Raw genomic sequence first — 11,931 nt, 5'->3', positions numbered from 1 at the left:
GAGCCCTCAGAAGGCCGTGATCTTGACCTGCGATCCGCGTTTGACGGTGCTTCCCGGGCTCGGTTGTTGCCGCACCACCCGACCGTTGTCCCTGCCGAACAACGAGTCCACCCGCAGCGTCAGTCCGGCCTCCGCCGCTTGCTGTCGCGCCTGTTCCACGGTCTTCCCCCTGAATTCGGGCACCTCGACCGCGCTGGAGAGCACCACACCGACCCGCGGTTCACCGCTCATCGGCACTTCGCTGCCCGCCGAGGGGTCGGTCCGCACCACGTGGCCGTTCGCCACTCCTTCGGCGAACTCCCGCCCGGCCTCGTAGGGGTCGAAACCGGCCTCGCCGAGTGCGGTGAACGCCTGGTCGCGGTCCATGCCCTTCACATCGGGCACGGGTTCGGGAGCGGGGCCCCTGCTGACGATGATCGTGACCGAACCGCTCGTTTTCACCCTGCTCCCCGGTTCCGGTGCGACTCCGATCACCCGCCCTTTCGGCACGCTGTCGTGGTAACGGTTGGCCGAGGAGTCCAGTTCCGGGGACAACTTCGCGTTGCGGAGCTTGCTCTGCACCTCGCTGACCCGGCTGCCCGATTCGATCTCCGGAACGGTGGGGCGCCCCCGCGAGACACGCAACTCCACCTGGTCACCGCTGCGGATCCGGGTTCCCCCCTGCGGGGCGGCACTGATCACGGTGTCTTCGGGGACCGTGTTGTGATACGACTTCGAGACGTCGGCCCCCAACTCGTTGGCGCGCAGCGCTTCCTTCGCCTCGGAGAGGGAGGAGCCGGCCAGTTCCGGTACCCGCACGTACGAGTTTCCGCCCAGCAGCCAAGCACCCCCGGCGATCAGAGCGCCCAGCAGCACCACGACTCCGACCACGGCCGCCAGGCGGCTTCGACGGCGGGAACCGTCCCGGGAATCGTCGTCGTCCGGGACCGAGGCGAACTCGTTGGTGGTTTCGGAGGCTTCCGGGGTTGGTGCGGAGGTGGGGCGTCGCAAGGCGCGGGTTCCCCGTGGCCCGGGGTCGCTCGTCGTGCCGTTGCCGACAGCGGCGGGAGGTACCGGAGGGATCTGTTCGGTGGGCGGCCCGTCGGCTTCGGACGACTCGGTGCTGCCGGGGTGCGGCACCGGTACCGGAACACCGGCCAGCCCGATCCCGTCCCGGGTCTGCCGCAACTCGCGAAGCGCGGCTGCCCCGTCCGCGGGACGCCACGCGGGGTCACGACGGGTGAACCGCAGCACCAGCTCGTCCACGGCGGGCGGTAGCTCGGGAACCAGTTCGCTCGGCGGGCGGACATCGTCGTTGACGTGTCGATACGCCACCGAGAGCGCCGTGTCACCGGTGTAGGGGGGACGTCCGGTCAGCAGTTCGTAGAGCACGATCCCCGCCGCGTACACGTCCGACCGGGTGTCCGCGGCCCCGCTGGTCACCTGCTCCGGAGCGAGATAGGCCACGGTGCCCAGAATCACGTCCCCGCTGGTCGAGCCCGCGCCCGCGGCCGCTCGCACCAGTCCGAAGTCGGCCACCTGCACCGAGCCGTCGCGGCCGATCAGCACGTTCTCCGGCTTGATGTCCCGGTGCACCATGCCCGCGTGATGCGCCGCCGAGAGAGCGGCCAGCACGGCCTCCAGCACGCTCAGCGCCACCGACAGCGGCAGTGAACCCCGAGCACGCAATAGGTCCCGCAGCGTGCCGCCCTCGACCAGCCGCATGACCAGGTAGAGCCGGTCCTCGCCCGGTATCCCCCTGTCCACACCCTGGTCGTAGACGGAGACGATGTTGGGATGGTGCAGGCGCGCCGCCGACCTCGCCTCACGCTCGAACCGTTCGGTGAACGACTGGTCACCGGCGTAGCGGGTGTCCATCACCTTCAGGGCCACCGGCCGGTCCAGCCTGGTGTCCAGTCCGCGGTAAACCGTGGACATGCCGCCGTGGGCGAGCACGTCGTCCACGCGGTAGCGTCGTTCCAACAGGTGCCCGAGCGGCCCGTTGGCCCCGTTGTGCGGATCGGCCCCGTGGTTCGGATCGACCGGGCTCATCGTCTCGCCTCCGCCCGGGCGGAGCCCGTTCGGATCGGCTCGGTCTCGGTTGCCTGGACGGAAGTCATCACGTCGCAACTCGTGCGGATCCTCCCGAACTCACCCTCCAACACGCTACCGATGGTAGGCGAGGTCGCGGTGTCGTCGTGGACGGCATACCGAGGTGGAAATCTGATCGGCGTACTGGCAAGCTGGGTGGTGTGAGTTCGGTTCCTTCCGCTCCGGATGTGCTTTCCACCGACGTGGACGTGGTTTCCATCTCCGCCGTCGCGGAGCGTCTCGGTTATCCGTTGACGAGAGTGCACCAGCTGATCCGTGACGGTCAGTTGGTCGCGATGCGCCGGGAACGTGAGTTGGTGATTCCCGAGGCGTTCCTGACGATGGGCTCCGTCGTCAAGGGGCTTCCCGGCACCATCACGTTGCTGCGGGACAACGGCTACACCGAGGACGAGATTCTCGAGTGGCTGTTCACCCCCGACGACACGCTCCCCGGCACCCCGATCGACGCGTTGCGTGGTGACCGTGGCCGTGAGGTCAAACGGCGTGCGCAGGCCATGGCATTGTGATCGACAGGCCGGTGCGAACCGGCCGTGCGGGACTTCCGCGGCGGGATGACCCGCTTCGGGAGGGGCTCCGCTTCGTGTGAGTACCGGCTCCGGGGAGAGCTCCGACCGGGGTTCGACCGCGTTCGTGCCGGCGGCTCCCATACCAGTGGTGCCCATACCGGCGGCTGCGATGTCAGCGGTTGCGGTCGGTCACCGTGATCGCGAGTTCCTTGAGCCGGGTCGCGGCCGGTTCCGCGAGTTCGTCGGTGTGCAGCGCCGACATCGCGGACTCCGTCAGCTCGTCGATGCGTCGCTCCACGGCTTCGACCGCACCGATCCGGGTCAGTGCCTCCTGGACCAGTTCCACGCGGGGCCGGGTCAGCTCTGAATCGCCCAGTGCGGAACTCAGCAGCCGTGCGGCCGCCTCGTCGTGCTGCTGCCGGGCCCGTAGCATCCCCTCGGCCACCAGCACCGTGCGCTTGCCCTCGCGCAGATCGTCACCCGCCGGTTTGCCGGTGATCTCGGGGTCGCCGAACATGCCGAGCAGGTCGTCGCGCAGTTGGAACGCGATTCCGATGTCCGCGCCGAAGCCGCGCAGCGTCGACACCGTGGCCGGGTCGGCGCCCCCCACGCGTGCTCCGAACTGCAACGGACGTTCCACCGTGTAGGAAGCGGATTTGAGCTGGTCGATCCGCAGTGCCGAATCCGGGGACTCGTCCGCGCGGGCCTGCCCGAGCATGTCCAGGTACTGACCCGCGAGTACCTCGGTACGCATCGATCGCCAGGGCTCCAGGGCTCGCTGCAGTGCGTCCTGCGCCAGCCCCGCGGCGTGCAGCATGTCATCGGCCCAACTCAGCGCCAGGTCGCCCAACAACACGGCCGCCGCGAGCCCGAAGTGCTCCGGGGTTCCCGTGTAGCCGTTCTCCCGGTGCGTCGCCGCGAACCGCACGTGCACGGTCGGGCTGCCCCGCCTGGTGGCCGAGCCGTCGATGAGGTCGTCGTGGATCAGCGCGCATGCCTGGATCAGCTCCAGCGCGCTGGCCGCGCGCAGCATGCTCGCGGCGTCCCGGTCCCGCGCCTCTCCTCCGGCGGCGCGCCAACCCCACCACGCGAAGGTGGGGCGGATCCGTTTGCCGCCGCGCAGCACGAATTCCGACACTTCCTCGGCGGCTTCGGAGATGGCGGGATCCAGCTCGGCACACTCCCGGACCCGCACGCGAAGGTAGTCGGTCAGTTCCCGGCGTACGTGCTCCGCGACATCGTGATCCACGTCCGGTGTCGTCTCGTCTCCTGCCGGCGGGTTCTCCAGGGACATGTCCCAATCCTCCGTGACGAGCGGGTATGTCCGCACTACGGGGTGCGTCCGCGTCGCACGGGCACACCGCTGCGTACCGGCTCGGCGCACGTCGCCGCTCACCAGGGCCCACCGGCCGGCAGTACCGATTCACTCGTCGGGGGAACCGGTCACACGGGCGAGCTCCGTCCCGCTACTCAGCGTCTCCCGGAGTCGGCGCGGGCGCGTTGGCGGGTGACGAGTGCCAGTACCGCCACCAGCAGTGCCGTTCCGAACGTCACGCCGCCCAGTACCAACGACCAGCCGAACAGGCCCGCGCTCCTGGCATCGGTGAACTGGAAGGTCGCCGACATCTCGGTGACCTCCCCGGGCTGGGGTCGCCAGCTCACCATCCCCGCGTTCGTCTCGCCGTTGGTGGTGGTCACCTCGCCCGGCGCGCTGATTTCCACCAGCACCTCCGAATCGGTTTCCGCCAGCGGAGTCAGATCCGCCGAGCCCCTCACCTCGACGAGCGAGCCGGACCTGGAGATCGACAGTTTGTACCGTGAATCCGACCGGTTCAGCTCGGTCGCCAGCCGTTCCACCTCGTCGAAGCTCAGTTCGTCGAACTCCAGCTTGGAACCACGGGCCTCCCCCTCCCGGTACGGACTCAGCCGGACCTTGTCGGAAAGCTCCTCCGGTACCCGCAGTCGGAAGTCGTGCCGGTCCGAAGTCGGTGGGACGGCGACCATCACCTCACCGGAAACCTCGTCCTTGCCGTTGATACTCAGTGACACGGTCGCGTTCAGACACCCCGAGACGAGGATGCCCACAAGCATGATCATCAGCGACGCGCCCCATCGGGAACGAGTCGCGTTACCGGAACACCGCACACCCCGCACCTTTGTGATCGTGCCACGTCACAGCGTTTTTCACCGGCTGCGCGCGGTGGTGTGCCGTCCGAGGTGGCGGATCCGTGTTCGGTGCCGCGGCTCGGCGAGGTAGCGTGCTGCCATGTCAACCGAGGCCCGGGGCGTGCACGAGATCAGCAACCGTTACGTGGAGGAGCTCGCGGCGCTCGATCCCATAGCCGCGACCATGCTGGGGTTTTCCGTGGGGCAGCAGGAGCTGCCCGACTACTCGCCGGACGGCCATCGTGCGCGGGGTGACCTGGCCCGGCGTGCCCTGGCGGAGATCGCGGCCGCCGAGCCCGTCGACGAGTCGGAGCGGATCGCCAAGGCGGTGTTCACCGAACGGGTCGGTCTGGACGTCGAACTGCACGAGGCCGGTGCCGACATGTCGGCGCTGAACGTCATAGCGAGCCCGGTCCAGGAGCTGCGACAGGTCTTCGACCTGATGCCGGGCGAGACCGAGGGACACTGGGACGACATCGCCAAACGGATGTCCGCCATGCCCGCGGCCGTCAAGGGGCTGACCGCTGGCCTGTCCGAAGCGGCCGCCAACGGTGACGTCGCCGCGGCACGACAGGTCAAGCGCGTCGCGGAACAGTGCGACACCTGGTCCGGCAGGACCGACGGCAAGTCCTTCTTCGGGGACATGGTCACGCGTGCCGAAAACCTTTCCCCGGGACTGCGCGACGAGCTCAACGCCGCTGCCAACGTCGCCTCGGAGGCCTACGCCGGACTCGCGGACTTCCTGCGAGGTGAGCTGTTGCCGCAGGCTCCGGCCGAGGACGCCGTGGGGGAGGAACGCTACCGTCTCTGGTCGAGGTACTTCACCGGCGCGAAGCTGGACCTGCACGAGGCTTACGAGTGGGGCTGGCAGGAGTTCGCGGCGATCGAGGCGGACATGAAACGTGTCGCCGATCGGATCAAGCCCTCGGCCACGCTCGCGGAGGCGGCCGCGGCACTGGACGCCGATCCGCGTTATCGGGTGCACGGTCAGCGGGCTCTCGCGCAGTGGATGCAGCGGTTGTCCGATCAGGCGTTGCGGGATCTGAGCCGAACGCAGTTTGACATTCCCGAGCCGTTGCTGAACCTGGAGTGCCTCATCGCCCCGCCCGGTGGTGGAACGGGTGCCTACTACACGCCGCCGAACGACGACTTCAGCAGGCCCGGTCGGATGTGGTGGTCCGTTCCACCGGACAAGGACGAGTACTCCACCTGGCGTGAGGTTTCCACCGTGTACCACGAAGGTGTGCCGGGGCATCACCTGCAGGTGGCAACGGCGGTGCACCAGGCGGACAGGCTGAACAAGTTCCAGCGATTGGGCTGCTTCGTCTCCGCTCACGGCGAGGGATGGGCGCTGTACGCCGAGCGGCTGATGCGCGAGCTGGGCTACTTCGCGGACGACGGCAATCTGCTCGGCATGCTCAACGAGCAGTTGTTCCGAGCCGCCCGCGTGATCGTGGACATCGGTATGCACCTGCGGCTCCGCATTCCGGAGGGGACCGGCTTCCACGAGGGGCGGACCTGGACCCCCGAACTCGGGCTGGAGTTCATGCTCACCCGCACCATCACCGACACCGCTCTCGTGCGGGACGAGATAGACCGTTACCTGGGGTGGCCGGGGCAGGCCCCGTCCTACAAACTCGGTGAGCGGCTTTGGCTGTCCGCGCGGGACGAGGCACGACAGCGCCACGGCGAGGACTTCGACCTCAAGCGGTTCCACCGCGACGCGCTGGAGATGGGGCCCATGGGGCTGGACACCCTGCGGGAGCAGCTCTCCTACCTGTGAGTGGTTTCCGAGGGGCTGCCACGCCGAATCCGAGGGGCAGCCCCTCGGATGTCACGCCTCCAGCGGCAGGTCGCGCCCCAGCACGGCGAACGGGCGAGGGTCACCGCTGAATCGGTAGTCGCGCAGCACGTCGACGAAACCGAGCCGGCGGTAGAGTCGCCACGCCCTGGTGGGACCTTCCGGGGTGGACAGCAGTACCTTCGCGCCCGGCGCGGACGCCAGCAGGGTGCGCAGGATGCTTTCCCCCAGTCCGTGTCCCTGTGTGTCCGGGTGGACGTGCAGCTCGGTCAGCTCGAAGTAGTCGTCCAGCCACTCGTGTGCCCGTTGTTGGGGCAGGCGTTCCAGCATCCCGCGACGCACCTGCTCGTGCCACCACTGGCCGGTGGCCCCCGAGTAGCCGTAACCGACGCCGCTCACCTCGTCCCGGTCGTTGAACGCCACCACGCAGCGCCATCCGGCGCGTGACATGTGCGCCGACCAGATCGGAATACGCTGCTGCGTGGCCCAGGTGGGATAACCCATGGCCGTGACGTATACCCGCACGGCTTCGGGCAGTCTGGCACGCAGCTCGTCGGCGGAGAGTTCCACCACTCGTTCGCAACGCGGAGACGGTGCAGCGGTCACAGCCTCGCACCCTAGAGGATTCACCGCCGACCACGCTTCCCGGTGGGGTGTTCAGCGGGACGCGACGCCGCGGTGGCGCTGTGCGCGCGGCTCGCCGCCGCTTCAATTCCGCAGGCGCAGTCCCTGCGGAGTGGGCCGGAACCCGGCCGCGACGAGGATTCCCGCCAGCTCGCCGCCGATCGCGCTTTCCCCGTCGGCACGGCGGAACACCAACTGCTCCAGTTCTCCCTCCGTCACCGCCTCGGCCAGCCGTCCCGCGGCGGCACGCAGCGGCCGTTCCCGTTCGGTGAACGACAGCAACGACTTGCCGCCCCGCTCGATGTAGAACACCGGTTCCCCGTCGACGAGCACCACCAGCGCACCGGCTTTACGCCCCGGCCGGTGCCGGGTGTTCCCGGCCACCTCCGGCCAGGGCAGCGCAGCACCGTAGGGCTGGGCCGGGTCGGTCGCGGCGAGCAGCACCGCCCGATCGGGGTCCTGCTGTCGGGTCGAGCCGTCGAAGTCGCGCAATCGGTCGATGGCCCCGGGCGCAGCGAACTGCGCGGGGCCCAACCCGGCCACCACGTAGCCGCGCCCGCAGCCGCCCGCCTCCTCCACGATCCGCAGTACCCGGTAGACGGCCGCGAACCCACCCGTGACCCGTTCGATCTCCAGTGAGCCGCGGGTGAGCACGCCGTGGCGCTGTAGGAAGGTCTCGGTGCGCGCGCTCGCGCGGCTGGTGGTCTCCTCCGAGGGCGTCGGCGCCAGTGACCAGCGGCCCGTCACGCCGGGTGGCCCGGAGCCCGCCGTGGACACCGCCCTGACCGAAGTCGGTCTGGCGTAGCGCCCCCGTGGCACGCGTCGGGGACGACGGTTGGCGCGTCGGCCGGACAGCAGGGCGCGCAGCGGCGCCAGGGTGTCGTTGGTGACCTCACCGGACCACACCAGATCCCACAGCGCCGATACCAGCGTGGCCTCGCTCGTTCCCGTCCTCCCACGTCGGTCGAGCAGTTCGGTGGCGCGGTCGGCCAGCTGTCGGAAGAACAGCGCGCCGTCCTCCAGGGACTCCCGGACGGCGTCGTGGGTGTCCGAGTTCTCGTGGCCGCTCACCCGGTCCGGTAGCACCAGCTCGGCGATGTCGGACGGCGCCAGCGCCACCCAACCGTCGTCGTGCGCCAACGCGCCGGCTCCGACCCATACCACCTCGCCGCCGGTGGTGAGTTCGTCCAGCATGGCCGGTTGATAGCCGGGAACTCGGGCGGGCAGGACCAGTGATTCCAGCGAACCAGCGGTCAGCGGGACTCCCGCCAGCTGTTCGACCACCGCGAGCACGTCGGCCGCGGAACCGTTCCGCTGGGAGCCGACACCTCGCGAGCCGACACCGTTCGAGACCACGCCCTGCCAGACCGGCAGGAACCTGCCCAGCGCCGCCGGTTCGGCCGGTTCGATCTCGGAGCGGAGCTTGGCCAGCGAAGCACGTCGTAGCCTGCGCAGCACCTCGGCGTCGCAGTACTCCGCACCGCCGTCGCCGCCTACCTCGGCCGGACGCAGTTCGCCGCGCACCAACCGTCCGGAGCCCCGCAGTCGCTCCAGTACCTCCGTGACCACCGCCGCACCGAGCCCGAACCGCTCCGCGAGCGTGTCGGCGTGGAACGGTCCACGGCACCTCGCGAACCGTGAGACCAGTTCGCCCAGCGGGTCCTCGACCCGTTCGGTGAACACCTCGGGAACACGTTCGGGCAGGGCGACGCCCAGCCCGTCCCGGACCCTGCCCGCGTCCTCGACGGCGATCCACCTCGCTTCGCCCGCGACGTGTACCAACAGCGCACGCTGCTGTCGCGCCAGGTCCGCGAGCCACTCCCGCCGGATGCCCCGTGCCGCGGCCTCGTCCTCGGTGAGGTCCCCCAGCACCCGAAGCATGTCCGCCGTGTCCTCCGGACCGCGGGCGTGCCGTCGCCGCTCCAGCCGTTGCAGCCCGTTCTCCACCTCGACGACGACCTCGGCGTCCAGCAGCTGCCGCATCTCCTCCGAGCCGAGCAGTTCGGCCAGCAGCGCGGTGTCCAGACTCAGCGCCGCCGATCTGCGTTCGGCGAGCGGAGCGTCCGACTCGTACAGGAACATCCCGGCATAGCCGAACAGCAGGCTCCGCGCGAAGGGGGACGGGCCGGTGGTGGACACCTCGACCACCCGGATGCGGTGGCGGACTATCTCCGACATCAGCTCACGCAGCCCGGCGACGTCGTAGGCGTCGCGCAGGCACTCCCGCATCGCCTCCAGCACGATCGGGAAGCGTTCGTAACGCGCGGCCACCTCCAACAGCCGGGTGGCACGTTGCCGCTGCTGCCACAGCGGAGCGCGCCGTCCCGGGTCCCTGCGGGGCAGCAGCAGCGCCCGCCCCGCGCACTCCCGGAACCGGGAGGCGAACAGTGCCGAACCGGCTATCGAGTCGGTTACCAGCTGTTCCACCTCCTCCGGGGAGAGCACGACATCCTCGGCGTTCGGCACCACCTCGGCCCCGGAGTCGTCGAGTGCGTCACTGACGCGCAGCACGATCCCCTCGTCGGCGGAAACCGGTCGGACGTCCGCGCCCCCGCGTTCGCGCAGCCGCGTGCCGAGCGCCAGTGCCCACGGCGCGTTGACCCGCTCGCCGAACGGGGAGTGCACCACTATCCGCCAGTCGCCGAGCTCGTCCCTGAATCGCTCCACCACGATCGTGTGATCGTCCGGTACGTGGCCGGTAGCCGCCCGCTGCTCCGCCAGGTAAGCCAGCAGGTTCTCCCGCGCGGGGCGGTCCAGCCCGGCCTCGTGGGTGCGCTCGCGGGCCCCTTCGGAAGTGGCGGAGGAGATCTCGCGCAGAAACCCACCAACCGCGCGCCCCAGCTCCAGGGGACGGCCCGTCGAGTCCCCCTTCCAGAACGGCATCCTCGCCGGAGTCCCCGGAGCCGGTGTCACGATCACCTGGTCGTGAGTGATCTCGGAGATCCGCCAGGAGGAGGTGCCCAGCAGAAAAGTGTCCCCGACCCGGGACTCGTGGACCATTTCCTCGTCCAGCTCGCCGACCCGTTTCCGGCCGGAACCCCTCGCCGCGTCGGAGACCCGCGTGACCACGGTGAACAGTCCCCGGTCCGGTATTGTGCCACCGGAGGTCACGGCCAGTCGCCGCGTGCCGGGACGGGGACGCAGTTCGTCGGTGGTCCTGTTCCACACGATCCTGGCTCGCAGCTCGCCGAACTCCTCGCTCGGATAGCGCCCAGCGAGCATGTCCAGCACCGACCGGAACGCCGATTCGGGCAGTGCGGCGAACGGTGCCGACCGTCGCAGCAGCGTGGCGAGCTCTTCCACCCCGCGGACATCCACGGCCACCGCGGCCACGATCTGCTGTGCCAGTACGTCCAGCGGGTTGCGAGGTATCGACAGCGCCTCGATCGCTCCCGAACGCATCCGTTCCGCCACCACCGCACATCCGACGAGGTCCCCTCGGAACTTGGGGAAAACGACTCCGCGCGAGGGCTCGCCGACCCGATGACCGCCCCGCCCGATCCGTTGCGTCCCCGAGGCGACGCTGGGTGGTGTCTCGAGCTGTACGACCAGGTCCACGGCCCCCATGTCGATGCCCAGTTCCAGCGACGAAGTCGCCACCACGCACGGCAGCTCGCCCGATTTGAGCTCCTCCTCCACCGAAGCGCGCTGCTGCTTGGACATCGAACCGTGATGCGCACGCGCCACGACCGCTGCCACACCGCTGGTGACGCCCGAGGCCCCGACCGCCTCGGCGGGAAACGACCACGGTCCGTCCCGGGGCGTCGTGCTCGCCCCGTCCGCCTCGTCCGGACCGCCCTCCGTGGCGAGCTCGTTGAGGCCGGATGTCAGCCGCTCGGCCAGCCGTCGCGAATTGGTGAACACGATCGTGGAGCGATGCCGGCGCACCAGTTCCAGGATCCGTTCCCGCAGCGCGGGCCAGACGGAGGCCGCACGTCCGCCCGTGCCGTCCCCTTCGGCGGTCCCCGACTCGGGGCGCGCCATGTCCTCCACCGGAGCCCGCACCGAAACGTCGACCTGTTTCGGATCGGGCGGGCGGACCACCCGGACCGGCCTGCCCCCTGCCAGGAACTCGCTCACCTCGTCGACGGGGCGCACCGTCGCGGAGAGCCCGATCCGCTGTGCCGGACCGGGCAACAACTCGTCCAACCTGTCCAGTGATACCGCCAGATGCGCGCCGCGCTTGTCGCCGGCCATCGCGTGCACCTCGTCCACGATGACCGTCTCCACTCCGCGCAACGCCTCCCGAGCGGTCGAGGTCAGCAGCAGGAAAAGCGATTCCGGGGTGGTGACCAGGATGTCGCTCGGACGCCGTCCGAAAGCTCGCCGTTCGTCGGTGGGGGTGTCACCGGTCCGGGTGGCCACGCCGACCTCCGTGATCTCCTCACCCAGCCGGTGGGCCTCCCGCTCGATCCCCGCGAGCGGGGTGCGCAGGTTGCGGCGCACGTCCGCGACGAGTGCTTTCATCGGCGAGACGTAGAGCACCCGGCACCGCCGTTTCGGGTCTTCCGGCACGGCGGTGTGGGTCAGCCGGTCCAGGGCGGTCAGGAACGCGGCCAGCGTCTTGCCCGAACCGGTCGGTGCGATCACCAGGGTGTGCTGCCCGGAGGTGATCTCCCGCCATGCCTCCTCCTGCGAGGGGGTGGGAGCCTCGAACGTCTCGCGGAACCACCCCCGCGTAGGCGGCGAGAACCGTTCCATTGGATCCGTCACGGTTCCATGCTGAAGTCAATGTCCGACACG

General features: G+C 69.6%; 7 protein-coding genes. 2 read left to right on the top strand and 5 right to left on the bottom strand.

Going from position 1 to position 11,931, the window contains the following annotated elements; all coding sequences use genetic code 11:
* Positions 1 to 6: 6 nt before the first annotated feature.
* Entirely contained in the window at positions 7 to 2,031 is a 2,025-nt protein-coding gene (gene pknB / locus J2S53_RS09300) for a Stk1 family PASTA domain-containing Ser/Thr kinase (RefSeq protein WP_456240649.1), read from the bottom strand.
* A gap of 200 nt (positions 2,032 to 2,231) precedes the next feature.
* Between pknB and J2S53_RS09295 the strand changes: the two genes are divergently transcribed.
* On the top strand, positions 2,232 to 2,597 hold the full coding sequence (locus tag J2S53_RS09295) for an Rv2175c family DNA-binding protein (protein WP_217641598.1): 366 nt from the start codon (positions 2,232 to 2,234) through the stop codon (positions 2,595 to 2,597).
* Between the two features lie 172 nt (positions 2,598 to 2,769).
* On the opposite strand, the gene J2S53_RS09290 is transcribed toward J2S53_RS09295, so the two are convergent.
* Together J2S53_RS09290 and J2S53_RS09285 are read right to left on the bottom strand one after the other, a co-directional pair.
* Complete coding sequence (locus J2S53_RS09290; protein ID WP_456240648.1) at positions 2,770 to 3,891, bottom strand: polyprenyl synthetase family protein; 1,122 nt, start codon at positions 3,889 to 3,891, stop codon at positions 2,770 to 2,772.
* A gap of 176 nt (positions 3,892 to 4,067) precedes the next feature.
* Positions 4,068 to 4,694 (bottom strand): DUF3153 domain-containing protein, encoded by a 627-nt coding sequence (locus J2S53_RS09285; RefSeq protein WP_456240647.1) that lies wholly within the window; start codon positions 4,692 to 4,694, stop codon positions 4,068 to 4,070.
* A 169-nt stretch (positions 4,695 to 4,863) separates the two neighbouring features.
* Between J2S53_RS09285 and J2S53_RS09280 the strand changes: the two genes are divergently transcribed.
* The gene (locus tag J2S53_RS09280) at positions 4,864 to 6,546 is read left to right on the top strand and encodes a DUF885 domain-containing protein (RefSeq protein ID WP_456240646.1); all 1,683 of its coding nucleotides are present in this window, start codon (positions 4,864 to 4,866) and stop codon (positions 6,544 to 6,546) included.
* Between the two features lie 51 nt (positions 6,547 to 6,597).
* On the opposite strand, the gene J2S53_RS09275 is transcribed toward J2S53_RS09280, so the two are convergent.
* Together J2S53_RS09275 and J2S53_RS09270 are read right to left on the bottom strand one after the other, a co-directional pair.
* Positions 6,598 to 7,170 carry a GNAT family N-acetyltransferase gene (locus J2S53_RS09275; RefSeq protein WP_092979228.1) on the bottom strand — a complete coding sequence of 191 codons (573 nt, stop codon included), beginning with the start codon at positions 7,168 to 7,170 and terminating at the stop codon, positions 6,598 to 6,600.
* A 102-nt stretch (positions 7,171 to 7,272) separates the two neighbouring features.
* On the bottom strand, positions 7,273 to 11,889 hold the full coding sequence (locus J2S53_RS09270) for an ATP-dependent helicase (RefSeq protein WP_456242754.1): 4,617 nt from the start codon (positions 11,887 to 11,889) through the stop codon (positions 7,273 to 7,275).
* Between the last annotated feature and the right edge of the window lie 42 nt (positions 11,890 to 11,931).

Source organism: Actinopolyspora lacussalsi, from assembly GCA_030803735.1.
GTDB lineage: Bacteria > Actinomycetota > Actinomycetes > Mycobacteriales > Pseudonocardiaceae > Actinopolyspora > Actinopolyspora lacussalsi.
The sequence above is the reverse complement of the archived record's forward strand: the minus strand, read 5'-3'. Positions and strand labels throughout refer to the sequence as shown.

Coding starts and splice junctions, on each gene's coding strand:
- pknB (WP_456240649.1), bottom strand. CDS start 2,031: ATGAGCCCGGTCGATCCGAACCACGGGGCCGATCCGCACAACGGGGCC.
- J2S53_RS09290 (WP_456240648.1), bottom strand. CDS start 3,891: ATGTCCCTGGAGAACCCGCCGGCAGGAGACGAGACGACACCGGACGTG.
- J2S53_RS09285 (WP_456240647.1), bottom strand. CDS start 4,694: ATGATCATGCTTGTGGGCATCCTCGTCTCGGGGTGTCTGAACGCGACC.
- J2S53_RS09280 (WP_456240646.1), top strand. CDS start 4,864: ATGTCAACCGAGGCCCGGGGCGTGCACGAGATCAGCAACCGTTACGTG.
- J2S53_RS09270 (WP_456242754.1), bottom strand. CDS start 11,889: ATGGAACGGTTCTCGCCGCCTACGCGGGGGTGGTTCCGCGAGACGTTC.